The organism is Thiofaba sp. EF100, assembly GCF_039822285.1.
Classification (GTDB): Bacteria; Pseudomonadota; Gammaproteobacteria; order Halothiobacillales; family Halothiobacillaceae; genus Thiofaba.
In genome coordinates this window covers 393,471-412,410 of the sequence record NZ_JBAJEY010000002.1, presented here as the reverse complement: position 1 = coordinate 412,410, position 18,940 = coordinate 393,471, and the positions used below count along the sequence as shown (strand labels likewise).

18 protein-coding genes and 1 tRNA gene are annotated in these 18,940 nt (G+C 69.0%); 11 read left to right on the top strand and 8 right to left on the bottom strand.

The features are described from left to right. Positions 1-26: 26 nt before the first annotated feature. Both thiO and V6D91_RS06380 read right to left on the bottom strand, forming a co-directional pair. On the bottom strand, positions 27-1,130 hold the full coding sequence (thiO, locus tag V6D91_RS06385) for a glycine oxidase ThiO (protein ID WP_347318828.1): 1,104 nt from the start codon (positions 1,128-1,130) through the stop codon (positions 27-29). Positions 1,131-1,163: 33 nt separating this feature from the next. Beyond that, positions 1,164-1,237: transfer RNA gene (locus V6D91_RS06380), tRNA-Gly, on the bottom strand. Between the two features lie 46 nt (positions 1,238-1,283). On the opposite strand from V6D91_RS06380, the gene V6D91_RS06375 reads away from it, so the two are divergent. Beyond that, positions 1,284-2,234, top strand: coding sequence for a hydrogen peroxide-inducible genes activator (locus V6D91_RS06375; RefSeq protein WP_347318826.1), 951 nt, complete (start codon positions 1,284-1,286; stop codon positions 2,232-2,234). A 9-nt stretch (positions 2,235-2,243) separates the two neighbouring features. On the opposite strand, the gene V6D91_RS06370 is transcribed toward V6D91_RS06375, so the two are convergent. Then, positions 2,244-2,459: a cold shock domain-containing protein gene (locus V6D91_RS06370; RefSeq protein WP_347318937.1), complete on the bottom strand. Its 216-nt coding sequence runs from the start codon at positions 2,457-2,459 to the stop codon at positions 2,244-2,246. Positions 2,460-2,972: 513 nt separating this feature from the next. On the opposite strand from V6D91_RS06370, the gene speE reads away from it, so the two are divergent. From speE to V6D91_RS06340, 6 genes are all read left to right on the top strand, one after another. Beyond that, a complete protein-coding gene (gene speE, locus V6D91_RS06365; RefSeq protein ID WP_347318824.1) occupies positions 2,973-3,830 on the top strand; it encodes a polyamine aminopropyltransferase in 858 nt (285 codons plus the stop codon). A gap of 82 nt (positions 3,831-3,912) precedes the next feature. Next, complete coding sequence (gene mnmG / locus V6D91_RS06360) at positions 3,913-5,799, top strand: tRNA uridine-5-carboxymethylaminomethyl(34) synthesis enzyme MnmG (protein WP_347318822.1); 1,887 nt, start codon at positions 3,913-3,915, stop codon at positions 5,797-5,799. Continuing rightward, positions 5,796-6,026, top strand: a complete 231-nt coding sequence (locus V6D91_RS06355) for a GDCCVxC domain-containing (seleno)protein (protein ID WP_347318820.1) — start codon at positions 5,796-5,798, stop codon at positions 6,024-6,026. The genes mnmG and V6D91_RS06355 overlap by 4 nt, the downstream gene beginning before the upstream one ends. Then, positions 6,013-6,780: a 16S rRNA (guanine(527)-N(7))-methyltransferase RsmG gene (locus tag V6D91_RS06350; protein WP_347318819.1), complete on the top strand. Its 768-nt coding sequence runs from the start codon at positions 6,013-6,015 to the stop codon at positions 6,778-6,780. Before V6D91_RS06355 ends, V6D91_RS06350 begins: the two co-directional genes overlap by 14 nt. After that, entirely contained in the window at positions 6,777-7,556 is a 780-nt protein-coding gene (locus V6D91_RS06345; RefSeq protein WP_347318818.1) for a ParA family protein, read from the top strand. The genes V6D91_RS06350 and V6D91_RS06345 overlap by 4 nt, the downstream gene beginning before the upstream one ends. Then, positions 7,553-8,419 carry a ParB/RepB/Spo0J family partition protein gene (locus V6D91_RS06340; protein ID WP_347318816.1) on the top strand — a complete coding sequence of 289 codons (867 nt, stop codon included), beginning with the start codon at positions 7,553-7,555 and terminating at the stop codon, positions 8,417-8,419. The genes V6D91_RS06345 and V6D91_RS06340 overlap by 4 nt, the downstream gene beginning before the upstream one ends. A gap of 51 nt (positions 8,420-8,470) precedes the next feature. On the opposite strand, the gene V6D91_RS06335 is transcribed toward V6D91_RS06340, so the two are convergent. Both V6D91_RS06335 and V6D91_RS06330 read right to left on the bottom strand, forming a co-directional pair. Next, complete coding sequence (locus V6D91_RS06335) at positions 8,471-9,760, bottom strand: ATP-binding protein (RefSeq protein WP_347318813.1); 1,290 nt, start codon at positions 9,758-9,760, stop codon at positions 8,471-8,473. Further along, entirely contained in the window at positions 9,757-10,476 is a 720-nt protein-coding gene (locus V6D91_RS06330) for a response regulator (protein WP_347318811.1), read from the bottom strand. The genes V6D91_RS06335 and V6D91_RS06330 overlap by 4 nt, the downstream gene beginning before the upstream one ends. Positions 10,477-10,588: 112 nt before the next feature. On the opposite strand from V6D91_RS06330, the gene V6D91_RS06325 reads away from it, so the two are divergent. The 4 genes from V6D91_RS06325 (at position 10,589) to V6D91_RS06310 (ending at position 12,741) form a co-directional block, all read left to right on the top strand. Beyond that, entirely contained in the window at positions 10,589-10,882 is a 294-nt protein-coding gene (locus tag V6D91_RS06325; RefSeq protein ID WP_347318808.1) for a hypothetical protein, read from the top strand. 31 nt (positions 10,883-10,913) lie between these two features. Then, a complete protein-coding gene (locus V6D91_RS06320) occupies positions 10,914-11,213 on the top strand; it encodes a hypothetical protein (RefSeq protein WP_347318805.1) in 300 nt (99 codons plus the stop codon). A 39-nt stretch (positions 11,214-11,252) separates the two neighbouring features. Further along, positions 11,253-12,011 (top strand): DUF2202 domain-containing protein, encoded by a 759-nt coding sequence (locus V6D91_RS06315; RefSeq protein WP_347318802.1) that lies wholly within the window; start codon positions 11,253-11,255, stop codon positions 12,009-12,011. 262 nt (positions 12,012-12,273) lie between these two features. Next, on the top strand, positions 12,274-12,741 hold the full coding sequence (locus V6D91_RS06310) for an ATPase P (RefSeq protein ID WP_347318800.1): 468 nt from the start codon (positions 12,274-12,276) through the stop codon (positions 12,739-12,741). On the opposite strand, the gene atzF is transcribed toward V6D91_RS06310, so the two are convergent. The 3 genes from atzF to V6D91_RS06295 form a co-directional block, all read right to left on the bottom strand. Next, entirely contained in the window at positions 12,738-14,525 is a 1,788-nt protein-coding gene (gene atzF / locus V6D91_RS06305) for an allophanate hydrolase (RefSeq protein WP_347318798.1), read from the bottom strand. The two genes, V6D91_RS06310 and atzF, sit on opposite strands and share 4 nt — an antisense overlap. A gap of 1 nt (position 14,526) precedes the next feature. Next, entirely contained in the window at positions 14,527-18,150 is a 3,624-nt protein-coding gene (gene uca / locus V6D91_RS06300; RefSeq protein ID WP_347318796.1) for an urea carboxylase, read from the bottom strand. A 121-nt stretch (positions 18,151-18,271) separates the two neighbouring features. Then, a complete protein-coding gene (locus tag V6D91_RS06295) occupies positions 18,272-18,925 on the bottom strand; it encodes an urea amidolyase associated protein UAAP2 (protein ID WP_347318936.1) in 654 nt (217 codons plus the stop codon). Positions 18,926-18,940 lie beyond the last annotated feature (15 nt).

Below are 18,940 nucleotides of genomic sequence, written 5' to 3'. Positions count from 1 at the left end.
ATTCTAGCGCACGTGGCGCGCTGGCCTCAATGCAACTCGCCGGGACGAGGGGCATCGAGGGCGTAGGGGGCGGGATCGAAGGAGGGTATCTCGCCTTCGACCAGTTGGACCAGAAGCTCGGTGGAGGCTGGCCCCATGACCAGGCCGTTGCGGAAGTGGCCGGTATGCAGGAACAGTCCCTCGGCTGCAGGATGCGGGCCGATGTAGGGGATGCCAGCCGGCACGCCCGGCCGGAGACCTGCCCAGTGGTGCTCGATCGGTGCCTCGCGCAGCTCCGGAAGCAGTTCGAGCGCGAAGCGGTGCAATGACTCCCGCGCCTCGGGGGTGGCCCGCTTCTCGAAGCCGGCCTGCTCGACCGTACTGCCGACCACGATCCGGCCGTCGCGGCGGGGGATGAGGTAGCGACCGCCGCGCATCACGATGCGCGCAAGGCGACTGCCCGGCGCGTTCAGCACCAGCATCTGACCGCGCACCGGCTGGACCTGCGGCGGACGGGGAAGCAACCCGGAGAGGTCACCGCTCCAGGCCCCGGCAGCAAGGACGACGGCATCGGCCGGCATGGTCCTCCCCGCGGCCCGCACCCCCTGCACGCGCCCGCCGGTCAGCTCCAGCCGCTCCACCGGGGCGCCCTCGACCAGACGGATGCCGCTCAGCTCCACCGCCGCGCGCAGGGCACGCACCAGGCGCGGGTTGCGGACCTGCGCCACCTGCGGCATCCACCAGCCGGGCTCGGTGACACCGGCCAGCCCCGGTTGGATGGCCGCGATTTCATCCCTCCCCACCCGCTCGACCGGCGTGCCGGTGCGGCGTGACCAAACCAGCGCCTCATCACCCTCGGCGCCGTCAAGCATGAGCAGGCCACTTTGCACATGCTCGGGATCCATGCCCGTCGTCTCGATCAGGGAGGCGACCAGGTCAGGATAGAGCGCCTGCGAGCGTCGGGCGAGCGCATTGACGGGATCGGCATAACGCCATGGGTAGAGTGGCGAGAGGATGCCACCGCCGGCCCACGAGGACTCGCGGCCTGCCTGCTGTCGGTCGATGAGGGTCACGGCATAGCCGCGCTGACGCAGAGCGAGGGCCGTCAGCATGCCGATGGCGCCCGCCCCAACGATGATGAAGTCGCTCATGCGTGGGCGGTCATGGGCCAGGGATCAGGAAACTGGAGCGGGTGATGGGAATCGAACCCACGCTTGAGGCTTGGGAAGCCGCCGTTCTACCATTGAACTACACCCGCCTGGGCGCTCGATTCTAGCCCGCTTGCCCTTCCGAATCAAAGCCGCATGACCCTCACCGAACTCCGTTACATCGTCGCCGTGGCCCGCGAGCGGCATTTCAGCCGGGCGGCCGAGAGCTGTTTCGTCAGCCAGCCCACCCTCAGCGTGGGCGTGCGCAAGCTGGAGGAGGCGCTTGGCGTGCAGATCTTCGAGCGCGGACCGAAGAGCGAGGTGAGGCTGACCACCGCGGGCGAGCGCATCGTCGCCCAGGCGCAGCGGGTGCTGGAGGAGGTGGAACGGCTCAAGCAGGTGGCCAGACATAGCCAGGACCCGCTCAACGGCCCGTTGCGCCTCGGCCTGATCTACACCATTGGCCCCTACCTTTTGCCCCACCTCATCCCCGCGCTGCATGTCCGTGCTCCGCAGATGCCGCTCCTGATCGAAGAGGGCTTCACGTCTGAGCTGGCGGAACGCCTGCGCTTTGGTGAACTGGACGTGATCGTCGTCTCCCTCCCCTTTTCCGAACCCGGGGTGGTCACTCAGGCGGTGTACGATGAACCGTTTGTGGTGGCCATGCCGCCGGAACACCCATGGAGGGAGATGGCCATCCTGCCGCCGGAGCGGCTGGCGGAAGGGGAGCTTTTGATGCTCGGCCAGGGCCACTGCTTCCGTGACCAGGTCTTGCAGATGTGTCCGGACTGCAACCGCAGCGCGGCGATCGGCGGCCTGCAACGCACCCTGGAGGGCAGTTCGCTGGAGACGATCCGCCACATGGTGGCGTCGGGCCTGGGGGTAACGGTGCTGCCATGCTCGTCGGCACAGAACGACATGGAGGGGGGACGGCTGGTGTATCGCGCATTCCGCGAGCCCGTCCCGATGCGGCGGGTGGTGCTGGCCTGGCGCAAGAGCTTTCCCCGTCCGGAGGCGGTCGAGGCGCTGCGTCAGACCATTCTCGAGGCCAAGGTCCCCTGCCTGCGCATGCTGCCGGACCAGCCGATCATGCCAGGCAGGGAGTAAGGCCCAAGCTCAGGCGGCGATCACGTCCACTTCTTCCGCCTGCAGGCCCTTGCGGCCCTGGGCAATGACGAACTTCACCCGCTGGCCCTCGTACAGCACACGATGGCCCTCGCCCAGGATGGAGCGGTAGTGGACGAAGATTTCCGGACCCGCGTCACGCAGGATGAAGCCATAGCCCTTGCTGGCATCGAACCACTTCACCGTGCCCATCTCCTCCTTGCCGATATCCGCCGAAGACTGCACGCCGAGCGAGGAGCGGGGTGCGCGGCGCGTGGCGAGCAGCTCGCTCCACACCCCGCCGGCCAGGGCGGTGAGCAGGGTAGCGATCAGGAACACCACGAAGACCAGGAGGTAGTCGACCGCGCCAACCGACTCGACCGGGAGCATGGCGAAGACCGCAAGCGGGGCGAGGGCTGACAGGACAACGCTGGTAACAAGGGAGCGGACAGGAAATTTTCGATTCATGGGTAGCGTGCTTGGGCTGAATTAAGGTAAGGCTCGATGCTCGGGATGGCGCGCCAGGCCCCCGGGAGGACAGCCGATGCATCGCTCGACGGCGACTGCTGCCCACACCCGAGCGGTCATGCCCACAGGCATGGCCGCGGGAGGGCGCGAACCCGCCATTGTGGCATAAGGGATGGGGTCGGGTGAATGCTCCCCCACCGGCCCGTCAGCGTTGAAGCCGACCGAGGGTGGGTGGCAACATGGCGACCAGCCTTCAGACCAGGAGCCTCTCCAATGTCCCTCGACCACTCGTGGATCAGTGAAATCGTCCCGCACATGGGCGCGGCCTTCAGCCTCAAGGTCACGCGCAAGCTGGACGAGGTGCAGAGCCCATTCCAGAAGATTGCCGTGTACGAAACCGAGCACTGGGGCAACCTGCTGGTGATCGACGACGCCTTCATGCTCACCAGCCTGGAGAACTTCGTCTACCACGAGATGATGAGCCACCCTGCCCTGTTCACCCACCCCGACCCGAAGGAGGTGGTGATCATCGGCGGTGGCGACTGCGGCACCCTGCGCGAGGTGCTCAAGCACCCCGGGGTGGCGCGGGTGACGCAGATCGACATCGACGAGCAGGTCACCCGCATGGCGGAGAAGTGGTTCCCCGAGCTGTGCGACGCCAACGGCGACCCACGCGCCGACCTGCGTTTCGACGATGGCATCAAGTTCATGCGCGAGGCCCCGACGGCCTCGGTGGACATCATCATCGTCGATTCCACCGATCCGGTAGGCCCGGGCGAGGGCCTGTTCGGCCGGGCCTTCATTGCCGACTGCTACCGCGTGCTCAAACCGAACGGGATCATGGTGGGCCAGAGCGAGTCGCCCTTCTACCACATGGACATTCTGCAGAATTACCACCGCGCGATGATCCAGGCCGGCTTCCTTGAGCGCCGCAGCCTGCTGTTCCCGCAGCCGGTCTATCCCGGCGGCTCGATCACCTGCACCCTGGCGAGCAAGGGCCTGCCGCTCGATGCCTTCCGCCGCGCCGATGCCGAGGCCAAAGCCTTCCCAACCCGCTACTACAACGCCGGCGTGCACCAGGGCGCCCTGACCCCGCCCGAGTTCGTGCGTGAGGCCCTGGCGAACCTTTGAGCATCCATTCGGTCGATAGAGCCTGTATAATCAATCGCTTGCCATTTCTCGCCCCACGGGCGACGTCACACCGGTTGCAACCATGCTCTATCCCGAAACCTTCGAGGTCATCGTCATCGGCGGCGGCCACGCCGGCACCGAGGCCGCGCTGGCCGCGGCGCGCGCGGGCGCCAAGACCCTGCTGTTGACCCACAACATCGAGACCGTGGGCGCGATGAGCTGCAACCCGGCCATCGGCGGGATTGGCAAGGGGCACCTGGTCAAGGAGATCGACGCCCTGGACGGGGCCATGGCCCGTGCCGCCGACCGGGGTGGCATCCAGTTCCGCATCCTCAATGCCCGCAAGGGCCCGGCGGTGCGCGCCACCCGCGCGCAGGCCGACCGCAACCTCTACCGCCTGGCCATCCGCCAGACGGTGGAGAACCAGCCCAACCTCGTGGTCTTCCAGCAGGCGGCGGATGATCTGATCGTCGAGGGCGAGCAGGTCACCGGGGTCATCACCCAGACCGGCATCCGCTTCATGGCGCGCGCGGTGGTGCTCACCGCCGGCACCTTCCTTGGCGGCAAGGTGCACATCGGCATGGACAACTACGCCGCCGGGCGCATGGGCGACCCGCCGTCCATCGCCCTCGCCCAGCGCCTGCGCGAGCTGCACCCGCGCGTCGGCCGCCTGAAGACCGGCACCCCGGCACGCATCGACATCCGCTCGCTGGATCTGTCGGTGATGGAGGAACAGCAGGGCGATGACCCGGCCCCGGTGTTCTCCTTCCTCGGCTCGCGCGCCGAGCACCCGCGTCAGGTGAGCTGCTACATCACCTACACCAGCGAGCGCACCCACGAGATCATCCGCGCCAACCTCGACCGCTCGCCCATGTACGCCGGGGTGATCGAGGGCGTCGGCCCGCGCTACTGCCCCTCGATCGAGGACAAGGTGGTCCGCTTCGCCGACAAGGAGCGCCATCAGGTGTTCGTCGAGCCGGAGAGCCTGACCTCGATGGAGATCTACCCCAACGGCGTCTCCACCTCCCTGCCCTTCGACGTGCAGCTTGAGATGTACCGTTCGATCAAGGGCTTCGAGCGCTGCCACATCACCCGCCCGGCCTACGCCATCGAGTACGACTACTTCGACCCGCGCGACCTCAAGCCCACGCTGGAAACGAAGGTGCTCGATGGCCTGTTCTTCGCCGGCCAGATCAATGGCACCACCGGCTACGAGGAGGCCGGCGCGCAAGGGCTGGTCGCCGGCCTCAATGCCGCACGCCAGGCCCATGGCCTGGAGCCCTGGGCGCCGCGGCGCGAGGAGAGCTACATCGGGGTGATGATCGATGATCTGATCACCCTCGGCACCAACGAGCCTTACCGCATGTTCACCAGCCGCGCGGAGTACCGCCTGCTGCTGCGCGAGGACAACGCCGACCTGCGCCTGACCGAGCTTGGGCGGCGGCTCGGCATCGTCGGCGAGGAGCGCTGGCGCGCCTTTAACGAGAAGGTCGAGGCCATCGAGCACGAGCGCCAGCGGTTGCGCGAGATCATGGTCACGCCCGCAAGCCCGGCCGGCCAGGCGTTGCGGGCGCAAGGCGTGGTGCTCTCGCGCGAGGCCACGGCGCTGGATCTGCTCAAGCGCCCCGAGCTGGACTATGCGAAGCTGTCGACCCTGCCCGGCATTGGGCCTGGGGTGACACGCGAGGACGTGGCCGAGCAGATCGAGGTGCAGGTCAAATACGCCGGTTACCTCGACCGCCAGCAGGAGGAGATCGAACGCGCCCGCCGCAACGAGGAGACCGTGCTGCCGGAGGACCTCGATCTCGACACCATCAGCGGCCTGTCCAACGAGATCAAGCAGAAGCTCAAGGCCCACCGCCCGGCCACGCTGGGCCAGGCCTCGCGCATCCCCGGCATCACCCCGGCCGCCATCTCCCTGCTCCTGATCCATCTGAAAAAGCGGCAGCTGGCCGCCAAGAGCGCATGAACGTCAAACCCGACTCCACCGTCACCTGCCCCGCCTGCGGGCATGGGTGGACGGAAACCATGCCCCTTGATGCCTGCCAGTGGTACCTGCCCTGCCCGGCCTGCGAAACCCTGCTCCGCCCCAAGCCGGGCGACTGTTGCGTGTTCTGCTCCTACGGCGACACCCCCTGCCCGCCGATCCAGCTCGAACAGCCGTGCTGCACGGGAGGCTGCTGTGTCCACGGTTGATCGGAAAACCCTCGCCGTGCGCCTGGCCAACGGCATCGCCGCCATGGGGCTCGTCATCCCGGACGAGGCGCAGGCCCGCCTGCTCGACTACCTGGAGCTGATGATCAAGTGGAACCGGGCCTACAACCTCACCGCCATCCGCGACCCACTGGAGATGGTGGACAAGCATCTACTCGACTCGCTGAGCCTATTGCCCCATCTCGACGACGCCCCGCTGCTGGATGTGGGCGCCGGGGCCGGGCTGCCGGGGCTGGTGGTCGCCATCGCCTGCCCGCTGGACAACCAGCCCCCTCCCCCCTCGGGGGGGAGGGCCGGGGAGAGGGGGAGGGACGGCCTAGCAGAGCGCACCCTCTCCCCCAGCCCCTCCCCCTCAAGGGGGAGGGGAGCCCCCTGTGCTTCCCTTCATGTGACGCTCGTCGATGCCGTGGCCAAAAAGGTGCGCTTCATGGAGCACGCCATCCGCAGCCTGAGGCTCACCAACGCCCGCGCCCTGCACGCCCGCATCGAGTCGCTGACCGGCCACTACCCCCAGATCACCAGCCGCGCCTTTGCCTCGCTGACCGACTTTGTGAACCTCACCCGCCACCTGCTCGCCCCGGGGGGACGCTGGCTGGCGATGAAGGGCCAGATACCGCATGATGAACTATCAAAGCTGCCCGCCTGGGCCGAAGTGGTCGAGACGCCCCGTCTTGCCGCCCCTGCCGTCCTCGGCGAGCGCCATCTGATCATCCTGCGTGACAAGGAAACCTCGTGAGCGCGATCATCCTCGCCGTCGCCAACCAGAAGGGTGGGGTGGGCAAAACCACCACCGCCGTCAACCTCGCCGCCGGCATGGCGCTGGGTGACAAGCGCGTGCTGCTGATCGATTTCGACCCGCAGGGCAACACCACCACCGCCAGCGGGCTGGACAAGCACACGATCGCACCGACCGCGGCCGAGTTGCTGCTGGGCGAAGCGGAGATCCGTGCCTGCATCCACGCCACCGAAGGGGGCGACTTCGACATCCTGCCCGCCAACGGCGATCTGACCGCCGCCGAGGTACGCCTGGTGAGCAGGATCGGCCGGGAGATGGTCCTGCGCAACGCCCTGCAGCCGGTCTTGGACCGCTACGACGTGGTCATCATCGACTGCCCGCCGGCGCTCAACATCCTCACCGTCAACGCGCTGGTCGCGGCCCACGGGGTGGTGGTGCCCATGCAGTGCGAATACTTCGCCCTCGAAGGGCTCTCCGCCCTGATGGACACCCTCGAGCAGGTGCGCGCCGCGGTGAACCCCAACATCGCCATCTTCGGCGTGCTGCGCACCATGTTTGATGGGCGCAACCGCCTGGCGCAGGAGGTCTCGCAACAGCTGGAGGCCCACTTCGGACCTCGGCTCTTTCAGACCATCATCCCGCGCAACGTACGCCTGGCCGAGGCCCCGAGCCACGGCCTGTCCGGTCTCGCCTATGACCCCTCCTCCACCGGCGCGCAGGCCTATGTGCAACTGGCCCAGGAGGTCATGGACCGATTGAAGGAGCTTGCCGCATGAACGCCGCCGCCAAGCGGGGCCTCGGACGGGGCCTGGAATCCCTGCTCTCATCGAGCGACAACAAGCCGCGCGAGGGCGAGCTGCGCACCCTGCCGATCTCCGCGATCCGCCCCAACCCCTGGCAGCCGCGCCAGGTGTTCGAGCCGGAGCAGCTCGAGCAGTTGGCCGCCTCGATCAAGACCCAGGGCCTGCTGCAGCCGGTGGTCGTCCGCCCCTCGGGCGACGGCTATGAACTGATCGCGGGCGAGCGCCGCTGGCGCGCGGCCGGGCTCGCTGGCCTCACCCACATCCCGGCGGTGGTGCGCCAGGTGGACGACCGCACCACCGCCGCCCTCGCCCTGGTCGAGAACCTGCAGCGCGAGGACCTCAATGCCCTGGAAAAGGCCCAGGGCATCAAGCGCCTGATCGAGGAGTTCGGCCTCACCCACCAGCAGGCCGGCGAGGCGGTGGGGCACTCCCGCACCCACGTGAGCAACCTGCTGCGCCTGCTCGAGCTCGCCCCGGCGGTGCAGGGCCTGGTCGAGACCGGCCAGCTCGACATGGGTCATGCCCGTGCCCTGCTGCCCCTGCCTGCCGCCAAGCAGGAGGAGCTGGCTGAACAGATCGTCGCGCGCCAGCTTTCCGTGCGCGAGGTCGAGGCCCTGGTCGCCCGCTTCACCCACCCCGCCCCCGCCCAACCGGCAGCCAAGCCCCGCGATGCCGACCTGGAGGCCCTGGAGCGGCGGCTGGCCGAACGCCTGGGCACCCCGGTCACCATCCGCCACGGCCAGCGCGGCAAGGGCCAGATCGTCCTCAAGTACGGCTCGCTGGATGAGCTGGACGCCCTGCTCTCAAGGCTGGTGCCTGGGCACGAGGGCGCATAACCCATACCCCCGCCGCGATGAGCCGGGCCTCATCGGCCCGGGGCGGGCCTCCTACCGTTCTCCCTCCACCCAGGCGCAGCTGCCGCCGCCCTCGCGCGCCGCTAGTCCCACGCGCCAGCCCTGCGCGCGCGCGAGTTGGCGGGCAATGGCGAGCCCGAGGCCACTCCCCCCGGTCGCGGCATTGCGCGAAGGTTCCAGCCGCACGAAGGGGGCGAAGATCGCCTCGCGCATGTCTTCCGGCACCCCGGGGCCGCGGTCGAGCACCTCCACCCGCCAGCGATCCTGGGTGCAGCTCAGCTGCACCTCCACCGATTCACCCCCGTAGCGCACGGCATTGTCGAGCAGATTGCCGAGGATGCGGCGCAGCGCTTGGGGGGCGATGCGGGCCGGGCAGTGCGCGGGCCCCGCCAGAGGGACGGTTCTCCCCTGACGCCGGTAGCCCTCCACCAGCTCGCCTAGCAGCCCCGCAAGATCGGCGTCCTCCAGCGGCAGGGGCTCCCCGCGTGCCACGGCCAGGGCCTGGCCGATCAGGCGATCCATGGCCTCCACGTCGCGGATCATGGCCTCCCGCCGCTCGTCCGCGGCCGCGGGCAGCATCTCCAGTGCCAGACGCAGGCGGGCGAGCGGGGTGCGCAGATCGTGGGAGATACCCGCCAGCAGGGTGGCGCGCTCCTGCTCCATGCGCCGCTGGGCCTGCTGCATGGTCACAAGGCGCGCACCGAGCTCACGCACCTCACGGATATCGCAATCCTCCACCTCCAGCTGTCCGGCCTCGCCCCGCTCCCAACGCGCCGCCATGGCGGTCATGGCCTCCAGTGGGCGGGTCAGGCGGCGGGTTAGCCATAAGGCCATCAGTGCGGCGAGCACGGTGGAGAGCAACAGCACCAGCGCCAGGGCGGCCACCTGCCCGCCCAGAAGTCGGGGCGCAGCGAAGCGGGCCACGAACGGTCGCCCCTCGATCATGAAGGCGACGGTGAGCTGCCCCAACGCCCCCTGCCCGCCCACCGTCACCGGACTGCCGGTGCGCTCCGCCAAGGCGTGCTGCAGGGCACTCGGGTAGGGCATCCAGGCCGGGGTGAGTCCCTCCGGCCAGACGGCGGCCTCGAGGATCAGGCCATGCCGCTCGCGCAGCTCCCACTCGAAATCCGGCCGGGTAGGCGGCGGCAGCTCCAGCCAGGTCTGGGCGGAGAGGACGAGCAGGGCCGCCTTGTCACGCGCGGCATGCTCGGTCAGCGGGAACATGACCCAGACAGCCAGCAGGGCCATAGCCAGCACCAGCTGGACCGCCAACACCGCCCCGAGCGCACGGCGCAGGTGCCAGGCCAGTGGCCGGATGCTCATGGGGTCTCGCGCCCCTCCGGCACGAACACGTAGCCCTCGCCGCGGATGGTGAGCAGGTGGCGGGGATGGGCAGGATCGGACTCGATCTTGCGCCTCAGCCTCGCCACCCGCACATCAATGCTGCGGTCGAAGGGACTGCGCTCGTAACCCTTGAGCCGCTCGAGCAGGGCATCCCGCGAGAGCAGCCGGCGGGGTTGTTCGAGAAAGATCCGCAGCAGCTGGAATTCGCCCTCGGTCAGCTCGACGGGCCGCCCCGCCACGCTCACCGCATGGGTGTCGAGATCGAGGCGGAAGGGGCCCTGCTCCAACAGCCGGGCAGGGGCCACCGGCGCCGCGTGGCTGACGGTGTTGGGCTCGCGGCGGCGCAGCACCGCGCGGATGCGCGCCAAAAGCTCACGCGGGTTGAAGGGCTTGGGCAGGTAGTCGTCCGCCCCCACCTCCAGTCCCACGATGCGGTCGATGTCCTCGCCACGCGCGGAGAGCATGATGATGGGGATGCCCAGCCCCCCAAGCCTGCGGGCGATGGAGAGCCCATCCTCCCCCGGCAGCATGACATCGAGCAGGAGCAGATCGGGCGGGGGGTTCTCGTGCAGGGCGCGGTCCAGGGCCGGGCCATCGGCAAAGGCGACGACGGCAAAACCCTGCTCGCGCAGATACTGCACCAGCAGGTCGCGCAGGGCCGCATCGTCATCCACCAGCCAGAGCGTGGGCATCATCTTTCCCGCATCTGTTACATTCTGAAACGCACGGTTGCACAGGAGCCATCCTGGCGCAAGACACCCCGTGCATCCTTTGCCCCATGCCAACCCCCGAACCCACGCCGCGCCGATGACCAAGCCCCTCCTGCTCCTGCTCACCCTGTTCTCCGGCCCACTGCTGGCCGAGGAGGGACGCCTGGAGACCCCAGGCGATGAGCCGCGCCCCGGGCTGGTCGAGGACGACGCCCGCCGACTCGCCCCGGGGTGGGATCGGTCCCCCGAGCCGGGCCCGGACGAGGGCCGGCGCGGCGGCTATGGCCGCGGCTTCGAGCAGCGCTACGGCGCGGGCTTCGGCAGCGACTACGGCCCGGCCGGTCGCGGCTTCGGCGGGGGCGGCATGGGCGGCGGCCATGGCCGCCGATGAACCGTACATTCCACACGATGAGGTGTCCATCATGCACAGCAAAAACCTTCTCCTCGCTTCGACCTGCGCCCTCACCCTGTTCGGCGCCACCTTCGTTCAGGCCGAAGAGCCGGTGCTGAACCAGGATCGGCTGCAGCAACAGATCCGTGAACACGCGGCCACCCAGGCCCGCCAGACTGATCCCGTCATGCAGCAGAACATGCTCCAGCAGCGCGAAACGCAGCGCGAGGAGCGTGAGGCACGCCGCGCCGAGCACCGCCAGAGCGGCGGTATGGGTGGGGGGGCAGGCGGTATGGGCGGCGGCATGGGCGGTGGACGCGGCGGTCGTTGATCGCCAGCCCTACGCCTTCGTTCACCCAGGAGAACCCCCATGGATACCCCTTCTTTTGCCCGCACGCTGTCCGCCTTGGCCCTGGCCGGGCTGTGCGCCACCACCCTCAGCGCCTGCGGCGGCGCCAGCGCAGCAGGAACCACGAGCACCTCCAGCCCACCAAGCACCACGGTCACCGCCGCCGCCTGCCCGCAGGTGGTGACGCCACTCTCCCAGGCCGAGATCGACGAGGCCCTGTTCATGCGCGAGGAGGAAAAGCTCGCCCGTGACGTGTACGACGAACTCGCCGCCTACTGGCTCGCCCGTGCCGGCCAGGTGCCGGTGGTCACGATCATGAGCAACATCCGCACCTCCGAGCAGCAGCACATGGACAGCATGAAGGCCGTGCTCGACTGCTACGGCCTGCCGGACCCGGTGGATGCCGCCGAGACCCACGGGGTGTTCGTCAACCCGGAGCTTGCCAGCCTCTACACCACCCTGACCACCCAGGGGCAGGCGAGCGAGCTTGCGGCCCTCAAGGTCGGCGCCCTGATCGAGGAGGTGGACATCCAGGACCTGGTGGACTCTATCGCCCTCAGTCAGCAGACCTACACCGACACGGTCTATGCCAACCTGATGTGCGGTTCGCGCAACCATCTGCGCTCGTTTGCCGGACAAATCATCAAGCAGACCGGCAGCTACACCGCGCAGGTGATCGACCAGGCCACGGTGGATGCCATCCTCCAAAGCCCGATGGAACAGTGCGGGCAGACCGCGTCGAATGGCGGATCGGGTCAAGGCTACCGGGGCGGACGCTGACTTGACGCCGGGCCGGGGGCGGGGCACCCTCCTTCCAACACAGGTACATCCTGCCCCCCTCCCCCTCGAGGGGGCTCTCGACGGCCGCACCCCGCAGGGGCTTCCGGCAAGGATGACGGAAGGGCCGGAGAGGAGGGACCAAGGGCTGGGGGAGAGGGTGATCAGACGTTGCCCCCCTCTCCCTAACCCTCCCCCGCCAGGGGGGAGGGAACGTGCCCTTTTCTGAATCATTCCGCCACGCGTTAAGGGCCCCTACCCCACCATGCTCCGCATTGACCTGCCCGGCCAACCGCCCCTCGAACTCCAGCACCTGGTGCTCGACTTCAACGGCACCCTCGCCCTGCGCGGGGCGGTGGTGGCCGGGGCGGCCGAGCGCCTGCATGCCTTGAGCGCGGTGCTGACCCTGCACTGCGTGACCGGGGACACCTTTGGCACCGCCCGTGTCGCCCTGGAAGGGCTGCCGGTGAACCTGCACGTGCTGCCCGCCACCGGGCAGTCCATCGCCAAGCGGGATTACGTCGCCGGCCTTGACGGCGGGGTATGCGCCATCGGCAATGGCTGGAACGACCGGCTGATGCTGGAAAAGGCCAACCTGGGCCTGGCCGTGCTGATGAACGAGGGCGCGGCGGGCGCGACGCTCATGGCCGCGCGCGCCATCTTCCCTTCCATCCTCGATGCCCTGGATGCCCTGCTCGTGCCCGGGCGGATGGTGGCCGTACTGAGGGACTAATCTCCCTTGGCGGCCAGATAGGCGCGCCAGCCACCGAAGGCGGTGATGTCCTCCGCCCCTTCGATGCCGCGTGGTTCGCAGATGAAGCCACTCACCTCCCGCCCGCCTTCGAGGGTCACCCGGCCGATGCCGAGCGGCGCCGGGATCCCCGCCACGAAGCTGCCGAAATGCTCGGCGGGCACCGCCCAGACCTCCACCTCGATCGCCGCGCCCCCCTCCTCGACCCGGATCAGCCCCGGCCGGAACGGCGGTCCGCCGGCCAGCGCGTAGCAGCGGTAATCGGGCGAGGTACGGGTGCGCTCGACCAGCCAGGCCCCGCGCTGGGTGAGCTGCCCATTCAGGGGCAGCCCTTCCAGATGGGCCCCGGCCACCGCCACCTCGATGATCCCCTCGCGCGGTTCCGGGACGTCCACCGCGGGCAGCGGCAACCCCGTCGCCCCCATCGTGCCACCGAGGGCGGTGTGGAAACGCGCTGCAAGCGCAAGCAGGGCGCGGTCACGGAAGGCCGGCGCGAACAGGGTGATGCCGAAGGGCAATCCGGCGGGGGTGAACCCGGCTGGCACCGCCACGGCAGCAAAGTCCAGCAGGTTCATGAAGTTGGTGTAATAGCCGAGCTCGCTGTTGCGCCGGATCGGCTCGGCCTGCAGCGCCTCGATGGTGTAGATGCGTCCGGCGGTGGGGGTCAGCACCAGGTCCACCGAGGCCATGACCGCCTCCGCCGCGCGGCGCAGTTCGGCCAGGCGGTAGAAGCCGTTGAAGGTCTGCGCCGCATCGAAATCGCGCCCCTGGCCGATGATGGTGCGGATCACCGGCAGCACGTCCTCCGCGCGGGTGTCGAAAAAGTCACGGATGGCGGCATAGCGTTCGGCCACCCACGGCCCCTCGTAGAGCAGGCGCGCGGCCTCGAGGAACGGCGCGAAGTCGATGGTCATCGCACGGCCGCCCAAGCTTTCCAGACGCTCGATGGACTCGGCGAACAGCTCCGCCCCGGCATCATCCCCGAAGAAGGCCTTCTGGTCCGCGCGCGGCACGCCAAAGCGGAAGCGGGGTGGGAAGGGGGCCTCCGGGCGACCCGCACGGGCCTGCGCATCGCGCGGGTCGTAGTCCGCCGCCACGGCCAAGACGGCCTCGGCATCGGCGGCGTGGAGGGCGAAGATGGAGACGCAGTCCAGGGTGCGACAGGCGGGGACCACGCCGCGCGTGGAGAGCAGACCACGCGTCGGCTTGAGGCCGACGAGGTTGTTGAAGGCAGCGGGCACCCGTCCGGAGCCCGCGGTGTCGGTGCCGAGCGCAAAGCTGACCTGGCCGAGTGCCACCGCCACCGCCGAACCGGAGCTGGAGCCCCCGGCGATGTAGTCCGGGTCGAAGGCATTGCGGCAGGCGCCATAGGGCGAGCGCGTGCCATTGAGGCCCGTGGCGAACTGGTCGAGGTTGGTCTTGCCGAGCGGGATGGCCCCCGCGTCGATCAGGCGCTGCACCACGTGCGCCGACTGTTCCGGCCGGTAGGCAAAGGCCGGGCAGGCCGCGGTGGTCGGCACCCCGGCGAGGTCGATATTGTCCTTGATGGCGAACGGGATGCCGTACAGGGGAAGCCCGGCCGGGTCCCGGTCCTCCAGTGCCCGGGCGTAAGCCAGTACTGTCTCGCGCGGCAGGCGCTCGATCCAGATGTGGTGGGTATCCTCGCCCTCAAGGCGGGCGAGCACCTCCTCCAGCAGGGTGACGGGTGTGAGCTCGCCGGCCAGATAGGCCCGGCGCAGGCTGGTGATGTCGAGGCTGCGCGCCATGTCACACCTCCTCCAGCAGGATCAGCAGGTCCTGCCCGGCGGTGACCGGGGTGGCCTCGCGGCAGAACAGCCTGAACACCTGGCCATCGCAGGGGGCCTCGATGGCGATCTCCATCTTCATCGACTCGACCACCACCAGCACATCGCCCGCCCTGACCCTGTCGCCCTCCGCGACCTGCACCTTCCACACGTTGCCGGACACCGGCGAGCCCACCGCGCGGCTGTGCTCCGGCAGGTCCAGTTCGCTGTCCGCCGCCGCGCCCGCCACCATGGCGTCGCTCGCGTATTCGGCCTGCCCGAGGGCCTTCCAGCGCTCCCGCTCGGCCTCGAAGGCGGCCTGCTGACGCTGCTTGAAGGCCGCGATGCTGTCCGCGTGGGTGGTCAGGAAGGCCTGGTAGTCGCGCAGGCTGAAGCTCGTCTCCTCGATCCGCAGCCTGAAGCGACCGCGCGGGAAGTCCTCGCGCATCTTCAGCAGCTCGTCTTCCGTCACCGGGTAAAAGCGGATCTGGTCGAAGAAGCGCAGCAGCCAGGGCTTGCCCTCCCGGAAGTCGGCGGTCTGCTTGTAGCGGTTCCACATCTGCACCGTGCGGCCGACGAACTGGTAGCCGCCCGGGCCCTCCATGCCGTACACGCAGAGGTAGGCGCCGCCGATGCCGACCGCGTTTTCCGGCGTCCAGGTGCGGGCCGGGTTGTACTTGGTGGTCACCAGGCGGTGACGCGGATCGACCGGGGTGGCAACCGGCGCGCCCAGATAGACATCGCCCAGGCCCAGCACCATGTAGCTGGCCTCGAACACCACCCGCATGACCTCGTCGATCGTGTCGAGGCCGTTGATGCGGCGGATGAACTCGATGTTGCTCGGGCACCAGGGGGCGTCCGGGCGCACCGACTGCATGTATTTCTCGATCGCAAGACGGGTCTGGCTGTCGTCCCAGGCCAGGGGCAGGTGGACGATGCGCGAAGGCACGACCAGGTCGCCAATCTCCGGCAACGCCTCCTCGGCACGCAGCAGGGCGGCGAGCAGCGCGTCGAGCGGCAGGGCGCGCGGATCGTAGTGGATCTGGAGGGAGCGGATGCCCGGGGTGAGGTCGATGATCGCGCCCGCGAACAGGGTGGCACGCCGGGCCTGCACCCATTCCATCAGGGCATGGGCGCGCATCCGCAGGGCGAGGTCGAGCTTGAGCTCACCGTATTCGACCAGCAGATAGGCATCGCCTGCACGGCGGTACACCACCTCCACCCGCCCAGGACCGCCAGGCAAGCGGTGCACCACGGCCTCCAGCGCATCCCCCGTGGGGTTGTCGGCGACGGGCGCCATGAGCGGCGCATCCAGACCGGCGATGGCCGCATCCAGAGCCCGGGCACGCCGGGCGGCCTCGGCCTGGGTCAGGCGATGGAAGCGCACCGTATCGCCCGGACGCAGCTGGCCGAGTTTCCACAGCTCGGCCTGCACCACCACCGCCGGACAGACGAAGCCGCCCAGGCTGGGACCATCCGGCCCGAGGATGACCGGCATGTCGCCGGTGAAGTCGATGGCCCCGATGGCGTAGGCATTGTCGTGAATGTTGGAGGGGTGCAGACCGGCCTCCCCGCCATCCGTCCGCGCCCACTCGGGCTTCGGCCCGATCAGGCGCACGCCGGTGCGGCTGGAGTTGTAATGCACCTCCCAGTCGGTGGCGAAGAAGGTGGCGATATCCCCGTCGGTAAAGAAGTCCGGCGCGCCGTGCGGGCCGTACAGCACGCCAATGTCCCAGTGCTTGCCGAATACCGGCCGCAGGGCCTTGGCCAGCGCCCGCCCACAGACCGACGCGTCCCTGGGTGGGCGGATGTGCAGCACGTCGCCCACGCGCAAGGTCCGTCCGGCATGGCCGCCGAACTGGCCGAGGGTGAAGGTGGAGTGGCTGCCCAGGTAGTCCGGCACGTCGAAACCGCCCTGCACGCACAGGTAGGCACGGGCGCCCCCCTCCTTGATCGCGCCCAGGCGCAGCACAGCCCCGGCTGGGATGCGCTGGGCGGTCCAGGGCTCCAGGGGCTCTCCATCCAGGGTGGCGGGCATGACCGCCCCGGTGAGGGCGATGATGGCCTCGGTGTTGAAACGCAGCGTCGGCCCGGCCATGGTCAGCTCGAGCGCGGCCATGCCCTCCGCGTTGCCGACCAGGCGGTTGCCCAGGCGCAGTGACAGCGCATCCATCGGCCCCGAGGGCGGCACGCCGATGTCCCAGTAGCCCAGCCTCCCCGGCCAGTCCTGGATGCTGGACTGCACGCCCGGCTCCAGCACGTCGATGGTGCTTGGACGGTAGTGGAAGCCGTTCAGGTAGCGCGTGGTCTGGCGGCCTTCGCTGAACACGGCATCACGCACGATCTGGCGCAGGTAATCGAGATTGGTCTCGATGCCCGCCACGTGCGTGGCCTTCAGCGCCGCCTGCAGACGGGCGATGGCGTCCTGCCGGTCCTCCCCCTTGACGATCACCTTGGCGACCAGCGGATCGTAGAAGGCGGGCACCTCGCTGCCGCGTTCGACCCAGGTATCCACCCGAACGTCGGGGGGGAAGTCGGCAGCGGTCAGCAACCCGGCGGAGGGCTGGAAGTTCTTGGCCGGGTCCTCCGCATACAGGCGCACCTGGATCGAGGCGCCACGCGGCTTGGGTACCCCCGCCTTCAGCGGACTGTCGCCCGCCGCGACGCGGATCATCCATTCGACGAGGTCCACCCCAGTGACCGCCTCGGTCACGCCATGCTCGACCTGCAGGCGGGTGTTCACCTCCAGGAAGTAGAACTCGCCGCTCTGGGTGTCGTAGACGAACTCGACCGTGCCCGCCGAGGTGTAACCGACCGCCTCGCCCAGGCGCACGGCGGTGGCGAGCAGACGCGCCCGCTGCGCATCGGTCAGGCCCGGTGCGGGGGTCTCTTCGATCACTTTCTGGTTGCGGCGCTGGACCGAGCAGTCGCGCTCGCCGAGCGCGACCACCCGCCCCTGGCCGTCGCCGAACAGCTGCACCTCGATGTGGCGCGCGTGCTCGACGTACTTTTCGAGGTAGATGCCACTCTCCTTGAAGTTGGCGCGCGCCAGCCGCTCGACCGACTGGAAGGCCTCAGCCAGCTCGTCCGCGCTCCAGCACAGGCGCATGCCGATCCCGCCGCCGCCGGCGGTGCTCTTGAGCATGACAGGGTAACCGATGCGGGCGGCCTCGGCCTGCGCGTGTCCGGCATCGCGCAGCAGGCCGGAGCCCGGCAGGAGCGGCACCTGGTTGGCCAGCGCCAGCTCGCGCGCGGTGTGCTTGAGGCCGAAGGCGCGCATCTGCGCGGGGCTGGGGCCGATGAAGACGATCCCGGCGGCGGCGCAGGCCTCGGCGAACTCCGGGTTTTCCGACAAAAAACCGTAGCCGGGGTGGATGGCCTGCGCGCCGGTCTGGCGCGCCACCTCCAGGATACGCTCGGCGCGCAGGTAGCTCTCGGCTGCCGGCGCGGGGCCGATGCACACCGCCTCATCGGCCAGATCGACATGCAGCGCGCCGGCATCGGCCTCCGAATACACCGCCACCGAGGCGATGCCCATCGTCTTGAGGGTACGGATCACCCGGCAGGCGATCTCGCCCCGGTTGGCGATCAAAACCTTGTTGAACATCGTTGGGGTCCTCGACTCCTTCCCATGCCGCACCGGACTCTGCTGGCCTCGTTCGCGGGGGATGCCGGGTCGTCCCGGCGGGTTCGGATGGCAACGCGGGCCGTCCCGCGCGCGGGCCTGATCACACCGGATCCCACACCAGCAGGCGGATCGGGGTCGGGTTGTAGGCGTTGCAGGGGTTGTTGAGCTGCGGGCAGTTGGAGATCAGCACCACCACGTCCATCTCGGCGCGCATCTCGACGTACTTGCCGGGCGCGGAGATGCCGTCCTCGAAGCTGAGCCGGCCCTCGGGGGTCACGGGCACGTTCATGAAGAAGTTGATGTTGCTGGTGATGTCACGCTTGCTCATCCCCAGGTGGTGGGCACAGCCACAGGCGTTCAGGGCGTGCATGAAGTTGTCGCGGCAACTATGCATCGGACGCTTGTCGAGTGCGTAACGCACGGTGTTGCTCTCCGCCGCGCAGGCGCCGCCGAGCGTGTCGTGGCGGCCGCAGGTGTCGGCGGTGATGGTCAGCATCACATTGCCTTCCGAGGAGATCAGGCGTGAGCCGGTGGTCAGGTACAGCCTTCCCTGACGGCGGATGGTGTCGGTCGCGCTGTAGCGCTCCTCGGCATCATGTGCGTTGTAGAACAGGGTATCCACCGCCTGGTTGCCCTCCAGGTCGACGATGCGGAAGGTCTGCCCCTTCCTGACCGTGCCCATCCAGGCCTCGCCCGCCGGGCAGATTTCATCCAGCACCGCATCGCGCGGGTCGAGCGGACTTTCGATCAGCATGTTCATGGTCGCCCC